Annotated in this window: 24 protein-coding genes; 18 read left to right on the forward strand and 6 right to left on the reverse strand. The window is 71.7% G+C overall.

Annotation, left to right across the window (positions count from 1 at the left end):
• Positions 1 to 67: 67 nt before the first annotated feature.
• Both ACWGKQ_RS20260 and ACWGKQ_RS20265 read right to left on the reverse strand, forming a co-directional pair.
• Positions 68 to 481, reverse strand: coding sequence for a very short patch repair endonuclease (locus ACWGKQ_RS20260; RefSeq protein ID WP_453293302.1), 414 nt, complete (start codon positions 479 to 481; stop codon positions 68 to 70).
• Positions 482 to 894: 413 nt separating this feature from the next.
• Complete coding sequence (locus tag ACWGKQ_RS20265; protein WP_453293303.1) at positions 895 to 1,905, reverse strand: hypothetical protein; 1,011 nt, start codon at positions 1,903 to 1,905, stop codon at positions 895 to 897.
• A gap of 75 nt (positions 1,906 to 1,980) precedes the next feature.
• On the opposite strand from ACWGKQ_RS20265, the gene ACWGKQ_RS20270 reads away from it, so the two are divergent.
• Entirely contained in the window at positions 1,981 to 2,271 is a 291-nt protein-coding gene (locus ACWGKQ_RS20270) for a DUF1905 domain-containing protein (RefSeq protein WP_453293374.1), read from the forward strand.
• A gap of 71 nt (positions 2,272 to 2,342) precedes the next feature.
• Here ACWGKQ_RS20270 and ACWGKQ_RS20275 read toward each other — a convergent pair whose 3' ends face one another.
• A complete protein-coding gene (locus tag ACWGKQ_RS20275) occupies positions 2,343 to 3,815 on the reverse strand; it encodes a beta-1,6-galactanase (RefSeq protein WP_453293304.1) in 1,473 nt (490 codons plus the stop codon).
• Positions 3,816 to 4,067: 252 nt separating this feature from the next.
• Here ACWGKQ_RS20275 and ACWGKQ_RS20280 point away from each other — a divergent pair, with 252 nt between their 5' ends.
• The 4 genes from ACWGKQ_RS20280 (at position 4,068) to ACWGKQ_RS20295 (ending at position 10,895) form a co-directional block, all read left to right on the forward strand.
• A complete protein-coding gene (locus ACWGKQ_RS20280; protein WP_453293305.1) occupies positions 4,068 to 4,859 on the forward strand; it encodes a class E sortase in 792 nt (263 codons plus the stop codon).
• A gap of 119 nt (positions 4,860 to 4,978) precedes the next feature.
• Positions 4,979 to 5,290: a hypothetical protein gene (locus tag ACWGKQ_RS20285; protein WP_453293306.1), complete on the forward strand. Its 312-nt coding sequence runs from the start codon at positions 4,979 to 4,981 to the stop codon at positions 5,288 to 5,290.
• 11 nt (positions 5,291 to 5,301) lie between these two features.
• A complete protein-coding gene (locus ACWGKQ_RS20290) occupies positions 5,302 to 9,825 on the forward strand; it encodes a DUF6531 domain-containing protein (protein ID WP_453293307.1) in 4,524 nt (1,507 codons plus the stop codon).
• A gap of 47 nt (positions 9,826 to 9,872) precedes the next feature.
• A complete protein-coding gene (locus tag ACWGKQ_RS20295) occupies positions 9,873 to 10,895 on the forward strand; it encodes a hypothetical protein (protein ID WP_453293308.1) in 1,023 nt (340 codons plus the stop codon).
• Positions 10,896 to 10,934: 39 nt separating this feature from the next.
• Here the strand turns inward: ACWGKQ_RS20295 and ACWGKQ_RS20300 are convergent, their stop codons facing one another.
• Positions 10,935 to 12,383: an MFS transporter gene (locus tag ACWGKQ_RS20300; RefSeq protein WP_453293309.1), complete on the reverse strand. Its 1,449-nt coding sequence runs from the start codon at positions 12,381 to 12,383 to the stop codon at positions 10,935 to 10,937.
• Between the two features lie 68 nt (positions 12,384 to 12,451).
• On the opposite strand from ACWGKQ_RS20300, the gene ACWGKQ_RS20305 reads away from it, so the two are divergent.
• The 4 genes from ACWGKQ_RS20305 to ACWGKQ_RS20320 all read left to right on the forward strand — a co-directional run bounded on the left by ACWGKQ_RS20305 (position 12,452) and on the right by ACWGKQ_RS20320 (position 15,159).
• Positions 12,452 to 12,979 (forward strand): winged helix-turn-helix transcriptional regulator, encoded by a 528-nt coding sequence (locus ACWGKQ_RS20305; protein ID WP_453293310.1) that lies wholly within the window; start codon positions 12,452 to 12,454, stop codon positions 12,977 to 12,979.
• 32 nt (positions 12,980 to 13,011) lie between these two features.
• The gene (locus ACWGKQ_RS20310) at positions 13,012 to 13,332 is read left to right on the forward strand and encodes a DUF6412 domain-containing protein (RefSeq protein WP_453293311.1); all 321 of its coding nucleotides are present in this window, start codon (positions 13,012 to 13,014) and stop codon (positions 13,330 to 13,332) included.
• Positions 13,333 to 13,443: 111 nt separating this feature from the next.
• On the forward strand, positions 13,444 to 14,172 hold the full coding sequence (locus tag ACWGKQ_RS20315; RefSeq protein ID WP_453293312.1) for a YidC/Oxa1 family membrane protein insertase: 729 nt from the start codon (positions 13,444 to 13,446) through the stop codon (positions 14,170 to 14,172).
• Between the two features lie 129 nt (positions 14,173 to 14,301).
• Complete coding sequence (locus ACWGKQ_RS20320; protein WP_453293313.1) at positions 14,302 to 15,159, forward strand: fumarylacetoacetate hydrolase family protein; 858 nt, start codon at positions 14,302 to 14,304, stop codon at positions 15,157 to 15,159.
• A gap of 107 nt (positions 15,160 to 15,266) precedes the next feature.
• Here the strand turns inward: ACWGKQ_RS20320 and ACWGKQ_RS20325 are convergent, their stop codons facing one another.
• Together ACWGKQ_RS20325 and ACWGKQ_RS20330 are read right to left on the reverse strand one after the other, a co-directional pair.
• Positions 15,267 to 15,767, reverse strand: coding sequence for a heme-degrading domain-containing protein (locus tag ACWGKQ_RS20325; RefSeq protein WP_453293314.1), 501 nt, complete (start codon positions 15,765 to 15,767; stop codon positions 15,267 to 15,269).
• Complete coding sequence (locus ACWGKQ_RS20330) at positions 15,767 to 16,843, reverse strand: Gfo/Idh/MocA family oxidoreductase (RefSeq protein ID WP_453293315.1); 1,077 nt, start codon at positions 16,841 to 16,843, stop codon at positions 15,767 to 15,769. The genes ACWGKQ_RS20325 and ACWGKQ_RS20330 overlap by 1 nt, the downstream gene beginning before the upstream one ends.
• 48 nt (positions 16,844 to 16,891) lie before the next feature.
• On the opposite strand from ACWGKQ_RS20330, the gene ACWGKQ_RS20335 reads away from it, so the two are divergent.
• The 9 genes from ACWGKQ_RS20335 (at position 16,892) to ACWGKQ_RS20375 (ending at position 25,855) form a co-directional block, all read left to right on the forward strand.
• On the forward strand, positions 16,892 to 18,010 hold the full coding sequence (locus tag ACWGKQ_RS20335) for an ROK family transcriptional regulator (protein WP_453293316.1): 1,119 nt from the start codon (positions 16,892 to 16,894) through the stop codon (positions 18,008 to 18,010).
• 288 nt (positions 18,011 to 18,298) lie between these two features.
• Positions 18,299 to 19,267: a hypothetical protein gene (locus tag ACWGKQ_RS20340; RefSeq protein WP_453293317.1), complete on the forward strand. Its 969-nt coding sequence runs from the start codon at positions 18,299 to 18,301 to the stop codon at positions 19,265 to 19,267.
• A 28-nt stretch (positions 19,268 to 19,295) separates the two neighbouring features.
• The gene (locus ACWGKQ_RS20345; protein WP_453293318.1) at positions 19,296 to 20,051 is read left to right on the forward strand and encodes a GntR family transcriptional regulator; all 756 of its coding nucleotides are present in this window, start codon (positions 19,296 to 19,298) and stop codon (positions 20,049 to 20,051) included.
• Positions 20,052 to 20,191: 140 nt separating this feature from the next.
• A complete protein-coding gene (locus tag ACWGKQ_RS20350; RefSeq protein WP_453293319.1) occupies positions 20,192 to 21,316 on the forward strand; it encodes a TIGR03364 family FAD-dependent oxidoreductase in 1,125 nt (374 codons plus the stop codon).
• 101 nt (positions 21,317 to 21,417) lie between these two features.
• Positions 21,418 to 22,110 carry an HAD family hydrolase gene (locus tag ACWGKQ_RS20355; RefSeq protein ID WP_453293320.1) on the forward strand — a complete coding sequence of 231 codons (693 nt, stop codon included), beginning with the start codon at positions 21,418 to 21,420 and terminating at the stop codon, positions 22,108 to 22,110.
• Between the two features lie 152 nt (positions 22,111 to 22,262).
• Positions 22,263 to 23,042: an HAD-IIA family hydrolase gene (locus ACWGKQ_RS20360; protein ID WP_453293321.1), complete on the forward strand. Its 780-nt coding sequence runs from the start codon at positions 22,263 to 22,265 to the stop codon at positions 23,040 to 23,042.
• A gap of 194 nt (positions 23,043 to 23,236) precedes the next feature.
• Positions 23,237 to 23,779, forward strand: a complete 543-nt coding sequence (locus ACWGKQ_RS20365; RefSeq protein WP_453293322.1) for a hypothetical protein — start codon at positions 23,237 to 23,239, stop codon at positions 23,777 to 23,779.
• Positions 23,780 to 23,792: 13 nt separating this feature from the next.
• The gene (locus tag ACWGKQ_RS20370) at positions 23,793 to 24,473 is read left to right on the forward strand and encodes a class F sortase (protein WP_453293323.1); all 681 of its coding nucleotides are present in this window, start codon (positions 23,793 to 23,795) and stop codon (positions 24,471 to 24,473) included.
• Between the two features lie 344 nt (positions 24,474 to 24,817).
• On the forward strand, positions 24,818 to 25,855 hold the full coding sequence (locus ACWGKQ_RS20375) for a glycoside hydrolase family 6 protein (protein ID WP_453293324.1): 1,038 nt from the start codon (positions 24,818 to 24,820) through the stop codon (positions 25,853 to 25,855).
• Positions 25,856 to 26,068 lie beyond the last annotated feature (213 nt).

The raw sequence follows: 26,068 nt of genomic DNA on the forward strand, positions 1-26,068 counted from the left end.
TCTGCCTGTTCCGGGCCCGAGGCCACGCCAATCGATCCCGAGTACACATCGACGAAGGTGAACTCGGTCATCGAGCCTGTCTCCTTGCTTGTCTTCCTTTAATGGCTGCGCGGCGACATTGAACTGTCTCGGCGACGCGCAACGCCACCGCGTCGGGCGCCTCGTGCTCCCAGAACCGCAGGACCTCCCATCCGGCCGCCATGAGGTGTTCAGTGGTCTCTGTGTCTCGAGCCATGTTGCGGTCTAGCTTCTGACGCCACCACTCTGCGTTCGCCTTCGGTTGCGTCGCGTGTTCTGGGCATCCGTGCCAGAAGCATCCGTCGATGAGCACGGCTAGCTTGATCGACGTGAATGCCACGTCGATTCGACGTCGGGCCATGCCAGGCACCGGGTATTCCACGCGATAGCGCAGCCCGGCCGCGTGCAGCAGTCGTCGTACGGCTAGCTCGGCAGCAGTGTCTTTGCTCGCCTGCTTACTCATGCGGGCGGAAACGACTGGGGAGGGCGGGGTGACGTCTGACACAGAAGCATTTTGCCAGTGGGGGGCGACGGACGGGCAATTAGGTGGGAGCCCCCGGTCTGGGCCGAGGGCTGCGTGCGAGACTGCAGGCTGGGGCCGCCTACCTCTTCGTCAGTGTCGGGCCTGCGCGCCCGCCTCAAGGGCGCTCCCGCTCCGCTCCGCGTCCGCGTCGGCTGCGCCGATGGCCCTTCGGGCGGGCCACCCTTGACCCGGGCCGCTCCGGCACGGGGTAGAAGCGAGCGGGCGGCCCGGGGAAAGTGGGCGGCTTTCCGGGGTGCGCCCCCAGGGTGGCTGCGGTCGTGGCCGGGGTTGGGGGCGCGTCGGGTCGGCCGGGCACGCCGGGTGGGTTCGGCGGCGGGGAGGTGGTGGGTGGTCTACGAGCCGTGGCAGGCGTCGTACGGCTGGGTCCCGCCGCACCAGCACTCCGACGTCCTCTGCGGTGGCCAAACCACCGCCCGCCCCCGCGCAGCCAACGTTGTCGCATACTGCGGCAGCAGCGTCGAGTCCCCCGGGGATGAGCCCTCCGAGGCGGCGAAGGCCTCGTAGGAAGGGACCGTGCCGGTCACGATGCCGAGGTTCGGGGTGCCGGAGGCGGAGAGCTCGCGCAGTGAGGACTCTATGGTCGCGAGGTGCTCGGGGTGGGACGGGTACTCGGTGGTCAGGTCCGGGTACGCCGACAGCAGCTCTGCCAGCTCTGCCGTCGGCCAGTGCAGGACCGCTACCGGGAAGGGGCGGGAGAGGGCCTCGCGGTAGGCGCCGAGCTCTGCTCGGAGGCGGGAGATTTCCGCTTCCAGCTCCGCCGGGTTGTCCGAGCCCAGGGACCAGACGCGCTTGGGGTCGTGGAGTTCGTCCAGGGAGACCGGGGAGGAGTGGAGGGTGTCGGCGCGGGCGTCCCAGTCGTCGTGGGGGAGGCCGAGCATGCGGCGGACCCGGTGACGGCCGTACAACAGGGGGTGGGTGGCGTAGGGGGGTTCCGCCACGTCCGTGAGGAGGAGGGTCGCTGCCTCCGTGAACGTGTCGTGCGCCGCCTCCAGCTCGTCGTGGGACTCCAGGGACTCGGCGATGATCACCCAGGGGGCCGGGTCCCGGGGCCCGGTGGTGCGGAGACCGTCGATGATCGCCCGCGCCTCTGCCTCGTGGTCGTACTCCCACAGGTTCGACGCCTTCAGGGCGCGGACGAGGGGCGCGTTCTCCAGGGTGTCCGGGGTGGAGAGGAGGCGGTCGTAGAGCGCGGTGGCGGCGGGGCGGTCGTCGGCCAGTTCCAGGTGGGCCGCGGCCTGGAGCAGCAGGGCCTCGGCGTCCTCGGGGTAGAGGCCGGCGGTCCGCTCCAGGCGTGCCGCTTCGGCGGTGTGGTCGACGTTCTCGGCAGGCGTGTCGGGGCGCATGAACGACACCGTACTGCCCGGCGGTGACAAGGAGAGATAGAGATGGGGGCAGTAATCGAGCGGGAGGGGAGTCTTATGCGGTTTTTGTTCGGTGGGAGTGTTGTGGAGTGGCGGGGGCCCGCTCCCTATTACTTCGTGCCTGTGCCCGAGGAGGAGTCGGAGGAGATTCGGGCCGTCGCCGCCATGGCCTCTTACGGGTGGGGGGTCATTCCCGTCGAGGCGGTGGTGGGCGGGGTGGTGTTCGAGACTTCTCTGTTTCCGAAGGACGGCGGGTATCTGCTGCCGCTGAAGAGTGCGGTGCGCAAGCCGCAGGGGTTGGGGGCGGGGGATGAGGTGAGTGTGGAGTTGCGGGTTCGGTTGCAGTAGCGGTGGTGGTGGGGACGGGGGGTACGGGGGCACGGGCAGACGGTTCCTGTGCCCCCCACCACCAAGTGGTTCTAGATCGTCACCCCGTCGATCTGCAGTGTCTGCACCGCCTTCGCCGCCACCGACACCGCCACCGTCTTCCCGGACAGGTACGTGTCCGAGTACGACTTGTACGCGTCGCCGCCCGTCGTCACCGTGTTCCAGCGGGGGACCAGGCCGCCCGAGCCGCCCGTCACCGTCGTGAAGCCGGAGAGGTTGAAGGTGAAGGTCTGGGCGGAGGTGGCGGTGTTGAGGGCCACGATCACCAGGCGCTTCGCCGAGGAGTCGTAGGCCGCCACCGCGTTGCTCACGCCCGTGTCGAGGATCTTCATGCCGGGGCGGATGTGGCGGCTGAACTGGGCCATCACGTAGTACTTGGTGGTGACTGCGCCCGCCGCCAGGGTGCTCGCGTCGTACGCGATCATCGCCCAGTTCGAGGACGGGTCCATGACCTGCCAGTAGACCCAGGCGGTGGGGTGCAGCCAGCGGAAGTCGTAGAGCAGGTTGAAGGCCAGGGTGTAGCCGGTGCCGTCGTTGTCGCCGGTCTCGGAGTTCCAGAGGGCCTTGCCGGCCGTCGTCACGACGTCGGTGTAGAGGAGGTCGCGTCGGCCGCCGGAGCCCTGGTAGCCGTGGACGTTCACGCGGTCCACGTAGCCCTTGGTGGTGGAGGAGAAGGCGGCCCAGGTGGTGCGGGCCAGGTCGTAGCTCGTCTCGTCCGAGGCCGAGATCTTGGTGCTGGTCAGGCCTCGTCTGTTCAACTCGCTACGGAGATAGGGGAGTACGGCTGCCTGGACCGTCGAGTCCATGTGGCAGCCCTCCTGGGTGCCGGTCGCCGTCCACCAGGAGGACGACGGTTCGTTGAAGGCCTCCACCGTCGCGAAGTTCACGCCCCAGTTGTTCTTCGCGTACAGGGCCACGGAGGCCAGGTGGGAGGCGTGCTGGCGGTAGTTCCAGGACTGGAGGTTGTTGCCGCCGTCGGAGGCGCCGGACGGGTTGTGGTTCAGACACATCCACCACATGGGGGAGTTGGCGAAGAGCTCGGCGGTCGCGCCGCGGTTCACCGCCTTCACGAGCATCGCGCGCTGGGTGGCGTCGGCGGTCCAGTCCCAGGCCGAGGAGGTGGGGTCCTCGTTGTTCCAGTCCTGCCAGTAGCCCTCGATCTGCTTGAACGCGGGGATGTTGGCGGAGGCGACCATGCTCTCGCCGTTCACGCTGTTCCAGCTGGACGCGCCCAGGTTGTAGCGGGCGATGTTCAGGCCCAGGCCGGGGAGCGAAGTGCTGTTGTACGTCGTCGACTTGGTGGTGAAGAAGATGTCGGCGAAGTCGTCGCGGGTGCCGAAGACGTTGCCCCACCAGGCGAGGGACGTGCCCCAGCCCTCCCAGGTGCCGTACGACGTCGACGGGCTGACGGCGATCGTGGCGTCGGCGCGGGCGGTGCCCGTGGCCAGGGCGCTGCCCAGGAGGCCGCCGCCCGCGGCGGCCAGGAGTGTTCTGCGTCGGATCATGGCTGCTTCTCGACCTCTCCGTTGCGGCTCAAGCGCCGGTTCCCGAACCGGCGTTGACTCGTCCCCCCGCATGCCAACAGGAAGCATCAGGTGTGGCGTGTGAGGTTGTCGAGGGTTGTGACAGTGCTTTCTAAAACCAGTGAAGGAAGTGATCGTGGTGAGGGTCGGTGACGGGAATCCCTACGGCTCTGGTGACTTGGCGGCGATCGCCTTATCGTGCGGGGCCGACTGGGCGTCGGCGGGAGGTGCGCGGTGCGGGTCGTGGGGCACGGTGAGCGGCGGTGGCGGGCCCGGCGTCGGCGGGTGCTGTGGACCGGAGGCGAACTCCTCGTCACCGTGGGCGTGGTGCTCATGCTCCTCGTCGTGCACCAGCTGTGGTGGACCAACCGGGAGGCCAAACAGGGGGCCGCGCGGAAGGTGGCGGCCCTGGAGCGGGAGTGGGGCAACCCCGGGAACTCCGGGAACTCCGGGGGATCGGTGGGATCGGGGGGCGGCGGAAAGGGCGGCTCCGGTGCGGCGGGCTCCTCGGCGTCCAGCGGGTCCTCCGGCGCCGGCCGGCAGCGGATGTCGTACACCACCCGGGTCGCCGCCTCCCAGGCGTACGCCGTTCTCGTCATCCCGCGGCTCGGGCTGCGGGTGCCGGTCGCCGAGGGCGTCAGCAAGCCCAAGGTGCTCAACCACGGGTACGTCGGTCACTATCCCGGCACCCAACAGCCGGGCCAGGCCGGGAACTTCGCGCTCGCCGGGCACCGCAACACGCACGGTGAGCCGTTCCGCTACCTCCCGCGGCTCAGGCGCAAGGACACCATCGAGGTCGAGACGGGATCGGCGACGTACACCTACGCCGTGGACCAGATCCTGCCGCAGACGTCGTCCCGGGACTCGGGGGTCGTCCGGGCCGTACCGCGTTCGATCGTGAAGCCGTCGTACGGGTACAAGGAGCCCGGCTACTACATCACCCTCACCACCTGCACGCCCGAGTTCACCTCGCGGTACCGGATGGTGGTGTGGGGGAAGCTGGTGTCGATGCGGCCGCGGGCGTAGCGCGGCGGCGCCTGCCGATCTTTGCCGTCTCTTGGGCTCGCCCATACCTTTCGCATAACCGCTCTCCCTAGTGTCGTCGGGTTGGCATGTGCACAGAGTGAAGTTCGGGGGCGGGCGGCATGTCGGACCTGAAGAAGGAAGCCGCGTCGATGCACAAGGCGGCTTCGGGACTGCGCGGGGTGGGGCAGCACACGGCGAAGCCGTTGCAGCAGTTCCAGGCGCAGGCCCATGACCTGGGCGCGCTGGGCGCACTCGGCTCGCTGCTCAGCGCCACCGGCGAGATACGCGAGGGCATGGCCACGCTGGCCAGGCTGACCAGGCAGCTGGACGAGGAGTGGGAGGCGGAGGCCAAGCTGATCGGCGAGGTGTCCGACGCCTTCGACCTGCTGGACGTGCTGATCGCGGCTGCGGCCCAGGACGAGAAGGGCTGAGCGGCGGCGTCATGGTCGACCTCAACCCCTTCCACTACATCAACAAGTTCAACCACATGTTCGGCGACTCGGTCGCCAGTGGTCTGGAGTTCCTGGGCATCTCGGATCCGGCGGTGGATCCGGACGGGGTGCGGGAGATCGCGAAGAAGTGGCGGCAGCTGGCGGGCGGGCTGGAGGACGCCGCGACCGCGGCGGAGCGCGCGTTGCGGGGTGTGGAGTGGGAGGGCAAGGCCGCCAAGGCGTTCGGGCAGCGGTCGAAGGCGGCCCGTAAGCAGGCCGGTGAGATGGCGCACGCGCTGCGGGAGGGCGCGAAGGCGCTGGACGATTTCGCGGACCAGGCGCACGAGTTGCTGTCCGAGATCGGCGTGATGCTCGCGGAGATCGCCGAGTTCGAGATCGCGGGCCTGGCGCTGTCGGTGCTGACCGCGGGTGCCTCGGACGTGGCCGCCACCTTGATGGCGGGCGAGCGGGCGCTGAAGGTGGTGGCGCTGGTCGGGCGGATCGAGGAGGAGGGCAGCGCTCTCGGGACCGCGGTGCGCGGGATCATGGAGGTCATCCGGGGCGTGGAGCGGGCGCTGAAGGCGCTCAAGGAGATCCGCGCGGTCGCCGAGACGGCCAAGCTGGCCAAGGAGGGCGCGACCTTCACCGCTTTCAGCACCCTGCTGGAGGATCCGGGGGCGTTCAAGGATCCGGAGAAGCTGGCGGGGATCCTGGCCGAGGGCGCGGTGATGGGCGTCGGCTTCGGGGTGCTGGGGAAGGCGCTGGGCAAGGGGCTGAAGGCGCTCAAGCCCAGTGAACTGGCCAAGCTCACACGGTTGTTCGAGTCGGGCGGAGGCCTGTCCCGCTTGCGGATCCGGCCCGGGGAACTGGAGGAGCTGGAGGCGGGCATCGCCGCAGCGGAGAAGGAGTGCAAGCTCGATCCGATCGACGTGGCCACCGGCACTGTGATCCTTCCGCAGACCGATGTGGAGCTGCCGGCCTCGCTGCCGTTGGTACTGGAACGCACGCACCTGTCGTCGTACCGCTTCGGCGGCTGGTTCGGTCCTTCCTGGGCCTCCACCCTCGATCAACGCATCCAGGCCGATGACGCCGGTTTCGTCTTCGCGGCACCCGATGGCGCACGGCTCGTCTATCCGCCTCTCCCGCCGGACTCCGACGAGCCGGTCCTGCCCTCCAACGGCCCGCGCCTGCCGTTGTCCTGGGATCACGAGACTGACGGCGCGCTGCGCATCACCCACCCGGACACCGGGCTGTCCTACGTCTTCCACAGCCCTTGTCCCACCGATGACCGCGAGGCACTCGACCTCCCCCTCCACATCATCGAGAACCGCCATGGACAGCGGATCACGGTCGAGTACGCCGACGACGGGACGCCGGTCGGCGTCGCCCACTCGGGCGGCTACCGCCTCGGCCTCGACCGACATCCCCGCCTTCCCCGGATAGTGGGGCTGCGCTTGCTGGATGCCGAGAACGAGCGGTCCGGGGGGACGCTTCTCGAAACGTTCGGCTACGACGAGAACGGCCGGCTCACCGAGGTCGGTGACAGCTCCGGCCGGCCACTGCGTTTCACGTACGACGAGGAGGGCCGGATCGCCTCCTGGACCGACCGCAACGCCAACAGGTACGAGTACTCGTACGACGAGCGGGGCCGGGTGGTGCGGACGGCGGGCACCGACGGCTACCTCACGGGAACGCTGGACTACGACGACGCGAGCCGCTGCACCGTCGTCACCAATGCCCTCGGACACAGCACCCGTTACGAGCACAACGAGGGGCTGCGGCTGGTCCGGCAGACCGACCCGCTGGGCAACGTCACCCGCTGGGAATGGGACGCCGAGAACCGGTTGACCGCGGTCACTGATCCACTGGGCAACACCACCCGGCACCACTACGACGAGCGGGGGCAGCTCGTGTCCGTGCGTCGGCCCGACGGCGGGGAGACACACGCCGTGTACGACGCGCGGGGTCTCCCCGTGTCGATCACGGGACCTGACGGAGGAGTCTGGCGCCAGGAGTACGACGAACAAGGCAACCGCACAGCCGTTGTCGACCCCGCGGGCGCGACCACCCGCTTCACCTACACCTCACTCGGCCTGATCGCGGCCATGACCGATGCACTCGGCCACACGACCGCCTTTCGCTACAACCGGGCGGGCCTGCCGCTCACAGTCACCGATCCCGTCGGAGCGGTGACCTCCTACACCTACGACGCCCTGGGACGCCAGAGCACCGTCACCGATCCGGCGGGCAGCACCATCCACGTGGAGTGGAGCCTGGAAGGCTTGCCGGTCAAGGCGACGGGCCCGGACGGCAGCAGTGAGTCGTGGACCTACGACGCCGAGGGCAACTGCACGTCCCACACGGATGCGCTGGGCGGCGTCACGCATTTCACCCATGGTGCGTTCGACGTCCTGACGGTCCGCACGGACCCCGACGGTGCCCGCTACACATTCGCCCACGACACCGACCTGCGGCTGACCGAGGTGACCAATCCGCAGGGGGCGACCTGGACGTACACCTACGACGCGGGCGGCCGTCTGACCGCCGAGACGGACTTCGACGGCCGGACACTCGGTTACGCCTATGACGCGGCCGGCCGTTTCCGCTCGTGCACCACCTCGCTGGGCCGCACCATCACCTATGAGCTGGACGCCGCCGGCCGGGTCGTCGGCAAGGACGCCGACGGTGACCGCACCACGTACACCTACGACGCGGCGGGCAACCTGGTGGCCGCGGCCACTGCGGCCTCGACCCTGGCCCTGGAACTCGACCCTGTCGGCCGTGTCCTCGCGGAGAACGTCGACGGACGCACCACTCGCTACACCTACGACATCGCAGGCCGCCGAACCGGCCGTACCACCCCCAGCGGCGCCGCCACCGTGCTGTCACACGACGTGGCGGACCGGCAGACGGTCGTGCGGCTGGCCGGACATGCTCTCCACGTCACCCGTGACGTGATGGGGCGCGAAACGGCCCGCACTTTCGGTCCGACCGCCGAACCGGTGGTGCTCACCCAGGCCTGGGATGCTCTCGGCCGTCGCACCGGCCAGCAACTGGCAGCCGGACAGCGGACACTGCGCTCCCGCTCGTACGGCTACCGCCCCGACGGCGGTCTCGTCTCGGTCGCCGACCCGGTGACCGGCGAGGACCGCCGAGTGACCCTCGATCCGGTAGGGCGTCCCCTCGCCGTCACCGCGGCCGACTGGAACGAGTCGTACGCCTATGACGCGGCGGGCAACCAGACATTCGCCCAGTGGCCGGACACGGCGCCGCATCCGGAAGCCCGTGGCCCGCGGACCTACAGCGGGACCCGAATACGTGAGGCGGGCTCTGTCCGCCATGAGCACGATGCTGCCGGCCGGGTGGTCCTGAGGCAGCGGAAACGGCTGTCCCGGAAGCCGGACACGTGGCGCTACGAGTGGGATGCCGAGGACCGTCTGGTCTCCTGCACCACGCCGGACGGCACCCTGTGGAGGTACGACTACGACCCGCTGGGCCGGCGCACGGCCAAGCACCGCATGGGCCCGGACGGCCGGACACCGGTGGAGAGCGTCCGCTTCTCCTGGGACGCGGCCCGGCTGGCCGAGCAGGCCGACAGCGCCACTGGCGCCGTCATCACGTGGGAATACGAGGACGACCGGCCGCTCGCGCAACTCGAACGGCGTGGCAGCAGCCGCTCGTTCCCGCAGTTCCTCGGTGCGGAGACCCCGGGCGTCCAGGACGGCGTCGATTCCCGCTTCTTCGCCATCGTCACCGATCTGGTGGGCACCCCCACCGAACTCGTCTCCGAGGACGGTGAGATCGCCTGGCACAGGCGTGCCACCATCTGGGGCACCACGGCCTGGAACCGGAACTCCACCGCGTACACACCACTGCGTCTGCCCGGCCAGTACGCGGACCATGAGACCGGCCTGCACTACAACTTCTTCCGCCACTACGACCCCGATACGGCCCGCTACGCGACTCCTGACCCGCTCGGTCTGGCGCCCGCCCCCAATCCGGTGGCCTACGTCGACAATCCCGAGACGTGGAGTGACCCGCTGGGGCTGGTGCCGAAGGCCTGCAAGCAGGATCGCTACAAGTGGGACGGGAGTGTCCGCTTCGGCAAGCTCGACGATCTGGACCGTCCCACCGGGGTATTCGCCGCGCTGCGGAAGGAGATGCTGAACACCGGAAGCGAGGCGGGTACGACACGCACACCCGGCTGGCGCGGAGACGGCACCGCCTTCAACGAAGCCCGCGGCCATCTGCTGGCCAATATCCTGGGTGGACCCGGAAAGGGGCCGTACGCCCGGCAGAACTTGGTCACCCTGACGCAGAATCCGGTGAACACCCCGGTGATGAAGGCGATCGAGGCCAAGATCTACAAGGCGGTGGACAAGGGTGAGATCGTGCAGTACTCGGTGAAACCCATCTACGAAGGAACGAACCCGATCCCGATCCGGCTTGAGATCTCGGCACACGGAAACCGTGGGTTCTCCCTGCACGAACCACTGGAGAACCCGGCCGCCGGTGTCCGGACCGCGGTGCCGTAGCCGTACAGCGGCCCTCCCACGCAATCGTCGCTCCACCAAGGATGCTCATGCCCCCTACCACTCCTTCCCGCCCCCTGGACATCGAGGCGGAGTTCCCCGAACTGGCCGGGTACCGGAAGGACGCCACGCGGCTGCATCCGCGTGCCGGAGCCCCGGGGCCGGAGGGGAGTTCCGTCGGCGGTCCGTTCCTGTGGCCCGTCGGTGAGCCATGGCCCGTCTGCCGGGAGCCGCACCGTCGTGACCGGGGCCGGCGGATCGAGGACGTGCACGAGGAGCGGCGGGTACTCGCCGAAGCCTGGCGCAGGGGTGACGCCGGTCCTACGGAGGAGGAACTGGCCGTGCTCGCCGGACTCGAGCGGGAGCACCGGGTTCCCGGCCTCCAGGACACCGACCCGGTGCCGCTGCTGCCCGTCGCCCAGCTCTTCGTGCGGGACGTCCCCGGCCTCGTCGTCCCCGACGGCCGTGACCTGCTGCAGGTCCTGTGGTGTCCGTTCAGCGCGCACGGGGAGCAGGCGGCTCCCGGTGTCCACCTGCGCTGGCGTACGGCCGCCGAGTGCGCGCCGTTCCCCGAGCCGCCGCGGCCGGCGGTGGTGGGAGACGAGGGATACGTACCGGAACCCTGCGTGCTCGCCCCGGAGCGGGTCACGGAACACCAGTGGGCCGAGTTGCTGCCCGAGGACCTGCTCCTGCGCATCGGGGAGTGGGAGGAGGCCCTGTGGGAGGAGGCCGACGAGAACGGCGACGACTCGGACGACGTCCTGTCCTACGACGGTGACTTCGCCGTGGCCCCCGGCTGGAAGGTGGGCGGGTTCGCGCGCTGGGGCGTGACCGGCCCCCAGGAACCGGTGTGTTCCTGCGGCAGCCCCATGGAGCTTCTCCTGGCCATCGGCTCGGCGGAGTGGGAGGGCGTGCGGGGCAGCTGGATGCCGGTCGAGGATGCCGGTCCGGCCGGCGCCGGAGGGGACGGTGACAGGACGCCCACGCGCGTGGTGGTCGGGCGCGGGGGCACGCTTCAGATCTTCGTCTGCTCGGATGATCCCGCACACGAGCACCGCGTCAGTCTTCAGTGAGGTGCCCGGGCCGGGCCGCGCACCGGCCGCCCGGACGGCTCACCCCCGTTCCCGCACCCCCACTACCCCCGCCGCCCCCAGCACCGCAATGCCCGCCGACACGACCATCGCCACGTCCGCCCCGTGGGCCAGGCCGCTGCCGGACGACGTGGCCAGGGCGATGGTGAGGGCCACGCCCGCGCAGGAGCCGATGTAGCGGAAGGTCTGCTGGGCGCCCGAGCCCATTGCGGCGCGGGCGGCGGGGACCGATTCGACCGCCAGGAGGGGGAGCGCGGCGTTGAGGAGGCCGCTGCCCGCGCCGCCCAGTACCAGGCCCGGCAGCAGGCGCGGCCAGGAGCCCGCGTCCAGGGCACCCAGCATGGCCAGCGCGCCGCCCGCGTGCAGCAGGAATCCGGCGGCGAGTTGCCAGCGGGGTGCGACCCGGCCCGCCAGGCGCTTGGCCTGGAGCGCCACCGTGAAGGACAGGCCGGACCAGAGCAGGAACAGCCACGCGGTGTCCATCGCGGACATCCGCAGCGTCTGCTGGAGCAGTGCCGGGAGGTAGCTGAACAGGCCTATCACCGTCAGGCCCGTGACCAGGCCGCTGAGGGAGGAGACCAGGAAGCGGGGGGTGCGGAAGAGGGCCAGGTCGATCATCGGGGTGGCGGAGAAGCGGCGCTCGACGAGGGTGAAGGCCGCCAGCAGGACGACCGTCGCCGCCAGCAGCAGGGCCACCGGCGCGCGCAGCCAGCCGTCCCGGCCCAGGGTCAGGGCCGCCACCAGGGAGACCAGCGCCAGGCCGAAGGTCAGGGCCCCGGCGACGTCCGGGCGGCCGCCGCGCGGTGAGCGGGACTCCGTCAGGGTGCGGAAGGAGAGTGCGGCCACCAGCAGCGCGGCCGCGCCCAGTACCGCGTACGCCACCCGCCAACTGGGCATTGCGCCGGCGACCAGCGGGCCGAGCGCGATGCCGCCGCTCACGAACGCGCCCCACACGCCCGTCGCGTGCAGCCGGCCGCGCGGGCTCGGGAACGCGGCCACCAGCAGGCCCAGGCTGCTCGCCAGGATCGCCGCGCTCGCCGCGCCCTGCGCCACCCGGGCCAGGGTGAAGGCCCAGGTGGAGGTGGTCAGGCCGCCGAGGGCGGTGGTCAGGCCGAGGGCCAGGGTGCCGGCGACGAAGATGCGGCGGCGGCCGTAGTCGTCGGCCAGGCTGCCCGCCACCAGGAGGAGCGCGGCGAGGCCGAGCGGGGTGCCGTTCAGCAGCCAGGCCTGCGCGGAGAGGGGGGTGTGCAGGGCGGCGGCCGTGTCCGGGAGCGTGACCATCGGGGCGGTGTACGTCATCAGGGCCACGGCGGTCGCGGCGCTGGTGAGGGCCAGGGTGGGGCGGCCGCTCCGGGCGGGGGCGCCGACGGAGGCGCCGGCGGGGGCGTCGGCGGGGGATTTCACGGGGACGGCTTCCGTGGCCGGCTCGGGAGTCGCACGCTTGATGGTTCTTTCATTGAACCTAGTCATGGGGGTACCGTAGCATCGTTGGTTCGTTCATTGAACCCATGACTGGGAAACTGGCTAAGGTGGTCCCCATGGCACTGGGCAAGGACTACGCGACACAGGAGTGCTCGATCGCCCGCGCGCTGGAGGTCGTCGGCGAGCGCTGGACCCTGCTCGTCGTGCGCGACGCGCTCTACGGCGTCCGGCGCTACAACGACTTCCTCCTCCACCTCGGCATCCCGCGCGCCGTCCTGTCGGCCCGCCTGAAGACGCTCACCGAGGAGGGCATCCTGGAGAAGCGCCGGTACCAGGAGTCGCCGCCCCGGGACGAGTACGTCGTCACCGAGCGCGGGATCGCGCTGTGGCCCGCCCTGCGCGCCCTCGCCGTCTGGGGGCGCGAGCACCTCATGGACGTTCGGCTGCGCTACTTCCGGCACGCCGACTGCGGGACCGAACTCGGTTCGTACGGCGAATGTCCCGCCTGCGGAACCGTCGTACCCGTCGCCGACGTTCTTATTACGCCGGGACCGGGACTCGACCCCGACCCGGCGGATCCGGTCAGCCGGGCGCTTCTGAAGCCCAAGAGGCTCCTGGAGCCGCTGGAAACCGATCATGTATAAACGGCGGTGACAACAGGGAGGGGGGAGCGGGCATGCGCGTGAACAGCCGCTGGGTGCTGCTGCCCCGTCCTGCCGCTGTACTGCTGCTCCTGCTGCTCGACCTCCTGCTGCTCGACTCCGGCAGCCTCTTCACCACCGTCGCGCTCGCCGCGACCGCCGCCGTCGGCTCGGCCCTCGCCGTCGCCGCTTTCCGTGCGGCCCGCTCCGCGCCCGCCGTGCCGCCCACCCGGGTCCGTACGGCGATACGCGACCGGGCCCGGCGTACCGCCTTCCTGCCGCAACGCGACCCGGACGCCAAGGGCCGCAGCCGCCCGCGAGCCCCCGGACACGCCCTCCCGGCGACCATCGCGTAAGGCACCCGAGAGCCCGTTCCGGGTGACCCCGCGCGGGTCGTCATGCCGTCCCATCTCTTCACCCACGGCACGACGAGACCCCCGGAGGGCTCCCCACCCATGTCCGTACTCATGTCCGCTTTCGCCGGCCTGGTCGAGCATCTCGCCGACCTGCTCCAGCCGCTCTTCCACGCCTCCGCGGCCGCCGCCGCGATCGTCCTGTTCACCGCGCTCGTACGACTGCTCGTGCATCCCCTGTCCCGTGCCGCAGCCCGCGGCCAGCGCGCCCGGACCGCGCTCCAGCCCAGAATCGCCGAACTGCGCAAGCGGCACGGCAAGGACCAGCAGGCGTTGCAGAAGGCCGTGCTGGAGCTGCATGCCGAGGAAAAGGTGTCGCCGCTGTCCGGCTGCCTGCCGGGGCTGCTGCAACTGCCCGCGTTCTTCGTCCTCTACCACCTCTTCTCCAACCCGACGATCGGCGGCCACGACAACGGCCTGCTCTCCCACGAGCTGTGGGGTGCCCCGCTCGGCGGGCGGTGGAGCGATGTCCTCGCCGGTGGAGGCGGCGGGGGCGGCGGGGTGTTCGGGAGTGCCGGGCTGGTCTATCTGGCGCTGTTCGCCGTGGTCGCCGCCGTCGCCACCGTCAACTTCCGGCGCGCCAGGCGGACGGCGCCGGTGGGCGAGGCGGTGGTGGGCGCAGGCGATCAGCAGGTGCCCGGGGTCGGCGCGGTCACCAAGGTGATGCCTTACCTGTCGTACTTCACACTGGTCACCGTGGCCGTGATGCCGCTGGCCGCCGCGCTGTACGTGGTGACCAGCACGACGTGGAGCGCGGTGGAGCGCGTGCTGCTGTACCGCTGAGGCGGTTGCTACGGTCCAGTACGTGAACAGGCTCTTGCCCGTTGCACGTTCATCTTGGAGGATCGGCCAGTCCTCCGATGGCTGCACCCATCGGCCGGACGACTGCTGTCAAGGGAGATGGTGACGACCATGAAGCTGCTGCGAGTCGGTACGGCGGGGGCGGAGCGGCCCGCACTGCTCGACGCCGAGGGTGTCCTGCGGGACCTGACGGGGATCGTCGACGACATCGACGGGGCGCTGCTCGCCGACGACGCGGCGCTCGGGCGCGTCCGCGCCGCCGCCGACGCCGGGGAGCTGCCCGCGCTCGACGCGACCGGGCTGCGGATCGGGCCGCCGCTGGGGCGGATCGGGAAGGTCGTGTGCATCGGGCTCAACTACCACGACCACGCCCGCGAGACGGGGGCCGAGCCGCCGGCCGAGCCGGTCGTCTTCTTCAAGGCCGCGGACACGGTGGTGGGGCCGAACGACACCGTGCTGGTGCCCCGCGGGTCGGTGAAGACCGACTGGGAGGTGGAGCTGGCGGTCGTCATCGGCCGTACGGCCCGTTACGTGGCCGACGACGAGGATCCGCTGGCCTATGTCGCCGGGTACGCCGTCGCGCACGACGTCTCCGAGCGGGAGTTCCAGATCGAGCGGGGCGGGACCTGGGACAAGGGGAAGAACTGCGAGACGTTCAACCCGCTCGGGCCGTGGCTGGTGACGGCCGACGAGATCGCCGACCCGCAGGACCTTTCGCTGAAGCTCTGGGTGAACGGGGAGCTGAAGCAGGACGGGACCACGGCCGAGCAGATCTTCTCGGTCGCCGAAGTGGTGCGGTACGTCAGCCGGTTCATGGTGCTTTATCCGGGTGATGTCATCAACACCGGGACTCCGGCGGGGGTTGCGCTGGGCGCGCCCGAGCCGAAGCCGTTCCTGCGGGCCGGGGATGTGGTGGAGCTGGAGATCGGGGGGCTCGGTCGTCAGCGGCAGGAGCTCAAGGACGCGTAACCGCTCCGCTGGGAGAGCCGGGGAACTGCGCTCGTCCGTCGTCCGCGGGCCGGATGTGGCTGGTCGCGCAGTTCCCCGCGCCCCTACGGGGCGCTCCAGTGAGGGCGTTACAGCTTCAGGTAGTTCTCCAGGGCCTCCACCACGAAGCGGTGGTCCTCGAGTTGGGGCAGGCCCGAGACCGTCACCGCTCCGATGACGCCGACGTTCTCCACGGTGATCGGGAAGGAGCCGCCGTGGGCCGCGTACTCGTCCGGGTCCAGGCGGGAGGACTCCTCGAAGGTGCTGCCCTTGGCCCGGAAGCGGGCGCCGACCAGGTAGGACGCCGAGCCGTAGCGCTCCACCACTCGGCGCTTGCGCGCGATCCACGCGTCGTTGTCGGGGGTCGAGCCGGGCAGGGCCGCGTGGAAGAGCTGCTGGCCCGCGCGGTGGATGTCGATGGCCACGGGGGCCTGCCGCTCCCGGGCCATCTCCACCAGCAGGGAGCCGAGGGCCCACGCGTCGTCGTAGGTGAACTGCCGGAAGACCAGGAGTCGTTCCTGCTTCTCCAACTCCTCCACCGACGGGGTGATTTCGGGAGCGAACCTGGGGGTGATCTGCGGGTGCTGCATCAGAGGGTCACCGTCACCTTGTCTCGTGCCGAACGGCGGGCTGCTTCCAGTACGTCCAGGGCGGCGGCCGCCTCCAGTGCGGTCACCGGGTTGGGGCCCTCGCCCCGCAGGGCACGGGCCACGGCCGCGTAGTACGCGGGGTAGTCGCCGGGCAGGGTGGGAACGGTACGGCCGCCGCCGGTGACCGGGGACTCGCCGGCGCCGATACGGCCGTGGAGGGACTCCGGTTCCTGGCCCCAGGCGTCCGTGGCGCCCGGGCGCTCGCCCTTGCGCAGGCCGTCCTCCTGCGGGTCCAGGCCGTACTTGACGTAACCGGCCTTCGAGCCCAGCACCCGGAAACGCGGGCCGAGCTGGGCCGTCGTCGCCGAGACGTAGAGGTGGGAGCGGACCCCGTTCGCGTGCGTGAGCGCGATGAAGGTGTCGTCGTCGGTCTCGGCGCCGGCCCGGCGGATCACCGACTCGGCGTAGACCTCCGTGGCGGGGCCGAAGAGGACCAGGGCCTGGTCGACGACATGGCTGCCGAGGTCGTAGAGGAGACCTCCGATCTCTGCCGGGTCGCCGGACTCGCGCCAGCCGCCCTTGGGCTGCGGACGCCAGCGTTCGAAGCGGGACTCGAAGCGCCAGGGGTCGCCCAGCGAACCTTCCGCGAGCAGCTTGCGCAGGGTCAGGAAGTCGTTGTCCCAGCGGCGGTTCTGGAAGACCGAGAGCAGCAGCCCGCGCTCCTCGGCGAGGGCGGCCAGCTCGCGCGCCTCGGCGGCGGTGCCGGCCACCGGCTTGTCGACCACGACCGGCAGGCCCGCCTTGAGAGCGGTCGTCGCCAGCGGGACGTGCGTCTTGTTCGGGGAGGCGATGACGACCAGGTCGAGGTCGGCGGCACGGTCGAACAGCTCGTCGGGGCCGGCGACGGTCCGCACGTCCGGGAACTCGGCCTTCGCCTGCGCCTGCCGCTCGGGGTTCGAGGTGACCACCGTGTCCAGGGCGAGGCCCTCGGTGGCGGCGATCAGGGGGGCGTGGAAGACGGATCCGGCGAGGCCGTAGCCGACGAGGCCGACGCGGAGGGGAGTGGCAGCTGTCATGCGTCCTACTTTCGCAACGCTGTTGCCAAAGTGCAAGTGGCGGGGAGAATGAGTCGCGTGAACACGACGAGGAGCGGACGACCGGGTACGGCCGGGGCGAATCTGCCGGCCATGCGCAGCCACAACACCGCGCTGGTGCTGGATCTGCTGCGCACGGCGGGCGAGGGCGGCATCAGCCGGCTCGAACTGGCCGAGCGGACCGGGCTCACCCCGCAGGCGGTCAGCAAGATCACCGCCCGGCTGCGGGAGGAGGGCCTCGCCGCGGAGGCCGGGCGGCGCGCGTCCACGGGCGGCAAGCCGGCCACCGTGCTGCGGCTGGTGCCGGACGCCGGGCACGCGGTCGGCATCCAGCTCGACCGGGACGAACTGCGTGCGGTGCTCGTCGATCTCGACGGCACGGTGGTGGCGGCGCGGCAGGCCGCGGTGGACCTGGGAGCGGGGGCGGAGGCTGTCCTCGGCGCGGTCGTGGAGCTGGCCGGGGAGCTGGTCGAGCGCGGCGGCGACACCCTGCTCGGGGTCGGGGTCGGGGCGCCCGGTCCGCTCGACCACATCCACGGGGTGCTGCACCGGGTCACCGGGTTCCCCGAGTGGGACGGCTTCCCGCTGCGGGACGCGCTCGCGGAGCGGCTCGGGGTGCCGGTCGTCGTCGACAAGGACAGCAACGCGGCCGCCCTCGGACTCGCCGTCGGCGGCGAGAGCGGGTCCTTCGCCTGCCTGCTCCTCGGTACGGGGCTGGGCGCCGGCCTGGTGATCGGCGACACCGTGCACCGGGGGGCGCGTACCGGGGCGGGGGAGTTCGGGCACCAGGTCGTCCAGCTCGACGGGCCGCCCTGCCACTGCGGCAACCGCGGCTGCATCGAGGCGCTGTGCCTGGCGGCGGTGGCCCGCGGCGACGTGGCCGAGGCCGCGCGGGTCCTCGGCGTCGGCGCCGCGAACCTGGCCGGCCTGCTCGACATCGACCTGGTGCTGCTCGGCGGCCGGACCATCGCGGCCGCGCCGGAGCGCTTCGTACGAGGGGTCGCCGCCGTTCTCGACGAGCGCGCCCGGCGCGAGGGCGACCTAGGCACCACCGTCCCCGTCCGCCTCGCCCCCGGCGGGGACCGGGGCGTCGCGGAGGGAGCGGCCCAGCTGCTCCTCGCCCCACTGTTCGGGCGCGCGGACGGCTGATCACCGTCCGGTCGGACGGCCGGTGGGCACCTGCGGGTCGGTGGGGGCTGGTCGCGCAGTTCCCCGCGCCCCTGAGGTTGGCTGCTCTCGCCGGTGCTCAAAAGGGTGCCACGCCCCGTCCGCGAAGACCGGCGGGATCGGCGGACAGGCGGCGGTGAACCGGGCGCGGGGAAGGCTGATCGGGCGGAGTCGAACCGGGCGAGGGGACGGCTGATCGGGCGGAGCCGGGGCGGTTGTGCGGAGTGGCGTTCGGTGACTGTGGCTCGTGCCCGGCAGAGTCACCTGTCCATGCGCAAGCGACTGAGCAACCCCCTGTCCCTCTGCCTGGCCGCCGCAGCCACCGTGCTCGCCCCCGCGTCGTCGGCGACGGCCGCCCCCGCCGGGGCGTCCTGCGCGGGCGCCGACGAGCAGGGCTTCCCGCTCACCACCCGCCTCCACGACGGCCCCTCGTCCTACGAGCCCGGCGGCGGCTTCGGCACCTGGTATCTCGACCTCACCAACATCACCCGCCGCACCTGCACCGACATCCACCCGGTCGTCGTCCTCGTCGACGACAAACGTGCCCTCAAGCCGTCCCAGACCGAGCTGGAGTTCTACGACGGGCCGCGCACCCGCCCGGTCCCGCTGACGCAGACCGACGAGTCCGAGCTGGTCGGCGTGTTCGACGCGACCGGCTTCCCGGGGTTCACCGTGGCACCCGGGGCGACCGTCTCGATCAAGGTGAGACTCGCCGTCACCTCCGACGCCGTACGCAACGGGGTCACCGCCAACGCGGCCGTCGTCCAGCGGCAGGGGTCGGACGGCGAGTGGGTGGGCGAGTCGAACGACTACCGCTTCGGCATCGCCGGTGAGCCGCCCCCGCTGCCGAGCCCCGCCCCCGCCGTCCCTTCCGCCGTCCCGTCCGGCGGCGCGCAGACCGGCCCGCGGACACCCCCCGAGAGCAGCCCCGAAAACCCCGCCGCCCCCGACAGCAGCCCGGAAGCCAGCCCCGGAGCCACCCCCGCCGCCTCACCCGGCAGCAGCGGCCGCCCCTTCACCGACGAGGCCGGGGAAGCCAGGGGCGGCCGGGAATCCTGGGACGGGGACGACCGGGGAGCCTGGGGCGCAGAGGGTGCGGAGGGCGCCTGGGAGGCCGGGGAACGTGCCCGCGAACTGGCCCGGACCGGCCTCGGCCTGGCCCACGGCCTGTTCACGGCCGCCATCGCCCTGTTCGCCGTAGGAGCGGGCGCGTTCCTGCTGGCACGCCGACGACGCTGAGGCCGGTGCCGTCTGCGACCATCCCTGCGTGGACTACCCGAACGACCAGGCCCCCGGCGCACCCGTCCGCTCCGGCATTCCCGAGCACGGCCGGGTCCCGAAGTACTACGCGGTGAAGGCGCGGATCGACCAGGTCGTCGGTGCGCTGGCGGAGGGCAGTGTCATCCCCACCGAGCGTGATCTGTCGGAGGAGTACGGGGTCGCCCGCGAGACCGTCCGGCAGGCGCTGCGCGAGCTGGTCCTCGAGGGCAAGCTGCGCCGGCAGGGCCGCGGCACCGTCGTCGCGGGGCCCAAGCTGGCGCAGCCGCTGTCCCTCGCCAGCTACACGGAGGGCGTCCGGCGGCAGGGCCGTACCCCCGGCCGCAGCCTGGTCGCCCTCGACCGCTTCCCCTGCCCGGCCGCCCTCGCCGACGAGACCGGCCTGGAGCGCGGCGAACCCGTCTGGCACCTGGAGCGCGTGCTGCTCGCCGACGACGAGCGGGTCGGCCTGGAGAGCACCTACGTCGCCGTCGCCCGGGTCCCGCACCTCGACTCCGGCTTCCGCCCCGACTCCTCCTTCTACGGCTACCTGCACGAGCAGGGCATCGCCTTCGGGGACGCCGACGAACGCATCGAGACCGTGCTGGCCACCCCGCGCGAGGCCCTCCTCATCGGCACCCCGCCGGCCCTTCCGATGCTGCTGATCCACCGGGTGTCACGGGACAGCGAAGGGCGGCCGCTGGAGCGGGTGCGGGCGCTGTACCGGGGGGACCGGTTCTCGTTCACGGCCCACCTCGGTGACTGAAAAGCGCCCTTTTCAGCTGCTTCTAGGCCCACTTGTATATAACGAAAAGATAACGGGTCTAGCCCAAATCTGATGACCGGTTCACGCTCTTGTTGTCAGCCGGAACTTCCGGTTCCCGAGCCGCGAGGAGTGTGGCGGTCGTGAGAGTGACAGTCGTCGGAGCGGGCGTGGTGGGCACCATGCACGCCTGGCAGGCCGTGGAGCGCGGCCACGAGGTGGTGCAGATCGAGCGGGAGGCCGAGGCCCGCGGCGCCTCGCTGCGCAACTTCGGGCAGATCTGGGTGAGCGGGCGCGCGGGCGGCGAGGAACTCGAAACCGCCCTGCGGGCCAGGGAGTTGTGGGAGAAGATCGGCAACCGGGTGCCCGCGCTCGGCTTCCGCGCCAACGGGTCGCTGACCCCGGTCCGCGGCGCGTACGAACTCGCCGTCGCCGAGGCCGCCGTGGCCCGCGCCGACGCGGTCGCCCGCGGCCACCGGCTGCTCACCCCGGCCGAGGCCCGCGCCCTGAACCCCGCCCTGCGCGGCGCCTTCGACGCCGCCCTGCACTGCGAACGGGACGCGGCCGTCGAGCCGCGCACCGCCCAACTCGCCCTCCGCGCCGAGCTGTCGAAGTCGCCGAACTACACCTTCCTGCCGGGCCGCGAGGTGCGCGAGGTGGTCGCGGCGGGGACGGTCCGGGACGACCACGGCGACGTGCACGCCGCCGACGCCGTCGTCCTGTGCACCGGCGCCTGGCTCGGCGGCCTGGTCCGCGAGCTGGCCGGACCCGGCCTGCCGGTACGCCGGGTCCGCCTCCAGATGATGCAGACCGACCCGCTCGGCGAACCCCTCCCCACCTCGGTCGCCGACGCCGACAGCTTCCGCTACTACCCGGCGTACGCCTCCCCGGCCCTGGACGAGCTCAACGCCCGCCGGCCGCAGCCGCCCACCGCGCGGGAACACCGGATGCAGCTGCTCATGGTGCAGCGCGCCGACGGCGGCCTCACCATCGGCGACACCCACGAGTACGAGCACCCCTTCGCCTTCGACACCGTCGAGGAGCCCTACGAGCACCTCACCGGCGTCGTCGAGGCCCTCCTCGGCCGGCCGCTGCCGCGCGTGCGGCGACGCTGGGCCGGGGTGTACGCCCAGTGCACCGACCCCTCGCGGGTCGTGCACCGGCAGCAGGTGGCCGACGGGGTGTGGCTGGTCACCGGGCCCGGCGGGCGCGGCATGACCTGCTCGCCCGCGATAGCCGAGACGACCGCGGACGAACTGGGCTGGTGACAGACATGACCTCGACCGAAGACAGCCGAATGACCGAAGACGTCCGTATGACCGAAGGCCTCTGCATGCCCGAAGACATCCGTATGACCGAAGGCCTCCGCATGACCGAAGACATCCGGCGAATGCCCGAAGACATCCGGCTCGTCGTGCTCGACATGGCCGGTACGACCGTCGCGGACGGCGGCCTCGTCGAGCAGGCGTTCACCGCGGCGGCCCTGCGGCTGGGCGCCGAACCCGACCGGATGATCGACCATGTCCGCGCCACCATGGGCGAGTCCAAGATCTCCGTCTTCCGGCACCTGTTCGGGGCGGAGGACAAGGCGCGGGAGGCCAACAGGGCCTTCGAGGCGGCCTACGCCGAACTCGTCGACGGGGGCAGGGTCGAGGCGCTGCCCGGAGCGCGCGAGGCCATCGAGGAACTCCAGGGGCAGGGCCGTACCGTCGTCCTCACCACCGGTTTCGCCCGCGCCACCCAGGACGCCGTCCTCGCCGCCCTCGGCTGGCAGGACCTGGTGCCGCTCACCCTGTGCCCCGCCGACGCCGGGGGCCGCGGACGGCCGTACCCCGACATGGTCCTCACGGCGTTCCTGCGGACGCGGGCCGCCGACGGGGTCGGACAGGTCGCCGTCGTGGGCGACACCTCGTACGACGTGCTCAGCGGGGTGCGTGCGGGGGCGGGGCTGGTCGCCGGTGTCCTGACCGGGGCGCACGACGCGGCCGCGCTGCGGGCGGCCGGGGCGGACCTGGTGCTGGACTCGGTGGCCGGCCTGCCGGACGTGCTCGCTCGCCTGTGACCGGCGGACCGCCGACCAGCAGGTGAGCAGGGCGTTCCCGGGTGATCCCCGCTGTGTCTAGGCTGGGGGGCGTCGGTACGCCGTGGTTCCGGCGCCCCCCAGCTGACGCATGACCGCACCCACGCCATCCCGCAGGCCAGGAGACGCACCACATGGCAGAGCGCAAGCCCATCGAGTCGTGGCTCACCGACATGGACGGGGTTCTCATCCACGAGGGGGTGCCGATCCCCGGAGCGGACGCCTTCCTGAAGAAGCTGCGGGAGTCCGGACGGCCCTTCCTGGTGCTCACCAACAACTCCATCTACACCGCCCGTGACCTGCACGCACGGCTGCGCCGGATGGGCCTGGACGTACCGGTGGAGAACATCTGGACCTCGGCGCTGGCCACCGCCCAGTTCCTGGACGACCAGCGGCCCGGCGGCAGCGCCTACGTCATCGGCGAGGCCGGCCTGACCACCGCACTGCACGACATCGGGTACATCCTCACCGACCACGAGCCCGACTTCGTCATCCTCGGCGAGACCCGCACCTACTCCTTCGAGGCGCTCACCAAGGCGGTGCGGCTGATCAACGACGGCGCCCGGTTCATCGCCACCAACCCCGACAACGTCGGCCCGTCCGTCGAGGGCGACCTGCCCGCCACCGGCTCGGTCGCCGCGCTGATCACCGCCGCGACCGGCAAGAAGCCGTACTTCGTCGGCAAGCCCAACCCGCTGATGATGCGGGCGGGCCTCAACGCGATCGGCGCCCACTCGGAGAACTCCGCGATGATCGGCGACCGCATGGACACCGACGTCCTCGCGGGCCTGGAGGCCGGGATGCGCACCTTCCTGGTGCTGTCCGGCGTCACCCAGCCGGCCGACGTCGACAGTTACCCGTTCCGGCCCTCCGAGGTCGTGGACTCGATCGCGGACCTCGTCGACCGGATCTGAACCGCCGCCGCACCGCCGCCGAACCGCCGTCGAACCGCCGTCGAACCGCCACCGCACCGCCGCCGCGCCGTCTGCGAACCGCCTCCGACCGGCGGCCACCAAACCTGTCACCACCCGTACGGAGCAACAAGGCGCCCCCCGAGGATGCGGGGGCACCGGGTGCGGGGGAGCCTCCAGATATCTGGAGGTTCACGATGGGCTCACTTCGCCTCACTCTCTGTACCGGACTCCTGGCCTGTGCCGTCGGCCTCGCCCCGGCGGCCGCCGCCTGCGCGGCGGACGGCCAGGCCGTCACCGTGATCCCGGCTTCGCCGCCCGCCGGGTCCGTCGTGGCGCTCCGGGTGAGCGGCTGCTCCGGTGCGACCGGCACCGCCGTCTCGACGGCCTTCGTCTCGGACGCCCGCCTCGCCGGCACCGGCGGCGACCTGACCGGCCAGGCCCAGGTCCGCTCCGCGATCGGCGCCGGCACCTACGACGTGCAGGTCAGCTGCGCCGGCAGCGCCGTCACCGGCAGCGTCACCGTCGTACCGCAGTCGTCGTCCGAACCGGACGCGCCCGCTTCGCCGTTCGCGCCCGTGCACGCGGGCGGCGGGGGCGCCGCCCCGCTCGCCTCGGTGGAGTCCCGCTCGACCGGTCCCGACACCGCGCAGGCGGTGACCGGCCTGCTCCTCGCCGCGTTCGCCGCGGCCGCCGTCGGACTGCTGAGTGCCCGCCGCCGCGGCCCCGGCTCGCGCTGAGGACGGGACCACGATGGCCGAAGACACCGAAGGTTCCCCCGGCACCGGACGGCTGCTGACCGGGGTGGCCTGGGCGATTCTGCTGCTCGGGCTGTGGCTGTGGGGCCGCGGGGTGACCGAGGTACCCGACGGCATGACGGGACCCACCACGGGCGACGTGGCCGCCGTCGGCCGCCCCCCGTCGAACCCCGAACTCCCGCCTGCTGCCAAGCCGTTGACCTCGGCCGTGCCCGAGCGCGTCGACATACCGGAACTGGGCGTGCAGGCCCCCGTGGTCGCCCGCGGCCTCGACCGGGACGGCGGGGTCGACCCGCCGCCCTTCGACCAGCCGGGCGTGGTCGGCTGGTACGGCTCCGGGACCGACCCCGGCGCGGCCGGCACCGCCGTCCTGGTCGGGCACGTCGACACCGAGACCCGGCCCGCCGTCTTCTACAAGATCAGCGCGATGCGCCCCGGCGAGACGATCCGCGTGGTCCGCGCCGACAACACGGTCGCCGAGTTCACCGTCGACGACGTCCGAGTCCTGCCCCGCGACCACTTCGACGCCCAACAGGCGTACGGCACCCGGGAGTCGGGCCGCGCCGAACTCCGCCTGATCACCTGCGGCGGCGCCTTCGACCGGACGACCGGCAGCTACACGGCGAACGTGGTCGTCTCGGCGTACCTCACCGGCACCACCGGCACCGCCGTATAGGGCCGGAGCACCGCGCACCCACCTGTCGCCCGGTCGGCGGCCCGCTCCCCTGAGGCCGCCGACCGGGCCGGTCCTCGACCGCGCGCGCTCGGGCTGCGGGAGTAACCCGGCGGCAGGCGCGGGAGGCTGGGAGGACGGGCTGGGGCCCGGGCCGCCCGCAAGCGACTCTAGAGGGCAACGGGCGCCCGGGCCTAGGTTCGCGTTCGCCAAGCCTCTCTCCACTCGTCAACCCGCCCGTCAACCCGGGCTGTAACGGCTCACCGACAAGAGTTGGGCGATCTCGTGGTGAGTGCGGTGGGTATGTCACGATTGGGCTCTGGCCAGTGCACCCAGGGGGGAATTGGATGTACGACAGCAAGGGGGGCCGCTCGGCGGCCAGGGCCGGAGCGCTGGGGGCGGCGGCACTGCTGCTCGCCGGCTGCTCCGCGGGCGGCGGCGGAGGCGGCGGCGGGGACAAGCCGACCGCGAGCCCACGGGCGGCGATCACCCAACAGCCCAAGGAGGCAGACCCGTTCTGGGTCAACCCGGACTCCAACGCGGCCCGTCAGGTGAAGGCCTACGCGAAGGCCGGCCAGGACGGCGACGCCGGGCAGATCCGCAAGATAGCGGCCCAGCCGACCGGCGAGTGGATCGGCCCGGAGAACCCGGAGCAGGAGGCGCGCGGCTTCACCGAGGCCGCCCAGAAGTCCGACCGCACGGCCCTCCTGGTCCTCTACGACATCCCGCACCGCGACTGCGGCCAGTACAGCCAGGGCGGCGCGGCCGACGGCGACGCCTACCGGGCCTGGATCGACGGGGTCGCGAACGGCATCCAGGACCGCCCGGCCACGATCGTCCTGGAACCGGACGCGGTACTGCACCTGGTGGACGGCTGCACCCCGGCCCGGTTCGCCGAGGAACGCTACGACCTGCTGCGCGGCGCGATCACGAAGCTCAAGTCCCTGAAGAACACCAAGGTCTACCTGGACGCGGGCAACGCCGGCTGGGGCCACCCCGACCAGATCTACCAGCCCCTCCAGGAGGCGGGCGTCAGCCAGGCCGACGGCTTCGCGGTCAACGTCTCCAACTTCTACTCCACCCAGGCCTCCATCACCTACGGCAAGCAGCTGTCGGAAAAGGTCGGCGGCAAGCACTTCGTCATCGACACCAGCAGAAACGGCAACGGCCCGTACGCGGGCGGAGATCCGGACGAACGCTGGTGCAACCCGCCGGGCAGGGCCCTGGGGGAGACGCCGACGACGAAGACGGCGGATCCCCTGGTGGACGCGTACCTGTGGGTCAAACGCCCCGGGGAGTCGGACGGCACGTGCAAGGGGGGTCCGCAGGCGGGGAATTGGTGGCCGAGCTACGCCCTGAAGCTGGCGCAGGGATCAACCCCCTAAGGGGCGCGGGGAACTGCGCGACGAGCCCCCACCGGCCCGCAGGTGACCACCGCCGTGGCGGCGGCGAAGAGGAGCGCCGGGGCACGGGGGAGTGGCGGTGGTGCAACTGGCCTAGGGGCGCGGGGAACTGCGCGACGAGCCCCCACCGGCCCGCAGGTGACCACCGCCCGGTTCGGCACCGCCGGATACCGCCGCCGTGGCGGCGGCGAAGAG

This window comes from Streptomyces sp. NPDC054770, from assembly GCF_053611985.1.

Excerpts from the sequence above, each read along its gene's own strand:
- ACWGKQ_RS20340 (WP_453293317.1), top strand. The coding sequence starts at position 18,299 with ATGCGCAAGCGACTGAGCAACCCCCTGTCCCTCTGCCTGGCCGCCGCA.
- ACWGKQ_RS20305 (WP_453293310.1), top strand. The coding sequence starts at position 12,452 with ATGGCACTGGGCAAGGACTACGCGACACAGGAGTGCTCGATCGCCCGC.
- ACWGKQ_RS20270 (WP_453293374.1), top strand. The coding sequence starts at position 1,981 with ATGCGGTTTTTGTTCGGTGGGAGTGTTGTGGAGTGGCGGGGGCCCGCT.
- ACWGKQ_RS20325 (WP_453293314.1), bottom strand. The coding sequence starts at position 15,767 with ATGCAGCACCCGCAGATCACCCCCAGGTTCGCTCCCGAAATCACCCCG.
- ACWGKQ_RS20355 (WP_453293320.1), top strand. The coding sequence starts at position 21,418 with ATGACCGAAGACATCCGGCGAATGCCCGAAGACATCCGGCTCGTCGTG.
- ACWGKQ_RS20320 (WP_453293313.1), top strand. The coding sequence starts at position 14,302 with ATGAAGCTGCTGCGAGTCGGTACGGCGGGGGCGGAGCGGCCCGCACTG.
- ACWGKQ_RS20310 (WP_453293311.1), top strand. The coding sequence starts at position 13,012 with ATGCGCGTGAACAGCCGCTGGGTGCTGCTGCCCCGTCCTGCCGCTGTA.
- ACWGKQ_RS20285 (WP_453293306.1), top strand. The coding sequence starts at position 4,979 with ATGTCGGACCTGAAGAAGGAAGCCGCGTCGATGCACAAGGCGGCTTCG.
- ACWGKQ_RS20315 (WP_453293312.1), top strand. The coding sequence starts at position 13,444 with ATGTCCGCTTTCGCCGGCCTGGTCGAGCATCTCGCCGACCTGCTCCAG.
- ACWGKQ_RS20360 (WP_453293321.1), top strand. The coding sequence starts at position 22,263 with ATGGCAGAGCGCAAGCCCATCGAGTCGTGGCTCACCGACATGGACGGG.
- ACWGKQ_RS20365 (WP_453293322.1), top strand. The coding sequence starts at position 23,237 with ATGGGCTCACTTCGCCTCACTCTCTGTACCGGACTCCTGGCCTGTGCC.
- ACWGKQ_RS20335 (WP_453293316.1), top strand. The coding sequence starts at position 16,892 with ATGAGTCGCGTGAACACGACGAGGAGCGGACGACCGGGTACGGCCGGG.
- ACWGKQ_RS20275 (WP_453293304.1), bottom strand. The coding sequence starts at position 3,815 with ATGATCCGACGCAGAACACTCCTGGCCGCCGCGGGCGGCGGCCTCCTG.
- ACWGKQ_RS20370 (WP_453293323.1), top strand. The coding sequence starts at position 23,793 with ATGGCCGAAGACACCGAAGGTTCCCCCGGCACCGGACGGCTGCTGACC.
- ACWGKQ_RS20265 (WP_453293303.1), bottom strand. The coding sequence starts at position 1,905 with ATGCGCCCCGACACGCCTGCCGAGAACGTCGACCACACCGCCGAAGCG.
- ACWGKQ_RS20375 (WP_453293324.1), top strand. The coding sequence starts at position 24,818 with ATGTACGACAGCAAGGGGGGCCGCTCGGCGGCCAGGGCCGGAGCGCTG.
- ACWGKQ_RS20295 (WP_453293308.1), top strand. The coding sequence starts at position 9,873 with ATGCCCCCTACCACTCCTTCCCGCCCCCTGGACATCGAGGCGGAGTTC.
- ACWGKQ_RS20330 (WP_453293315.1), bottom strand. The coding sequence starts at position 16,843 with ATGACAGCTGCCACTCCCCTCCGCGTCGGCCTCGTCGGCTACGGCCTC.
- ACWGKQ_RS20260 (WP_453293302.1), bottom strand. The coding sequence starts at position 481 with ATGAGTAAGCAGGCGAGCAAAGACACTGCTGCCGAGCTAGCCGTACGA.
- ACWGKQ_RS20290 (WP_453293307.1), top strand. The coding sequence starts at position 5,302 with ATGGTCGACCTCAACCCCTTCCACTACATCAACAAGTTCAACCACATG.
- ACWGKQ_RS20300 (WP_453293309.1), bottom strand. The coding sequence starts at position 12,383 with ATGACTAGGTTCAATGAAAGAACCATCAAGCGTGCGACTCCCGAGCCG.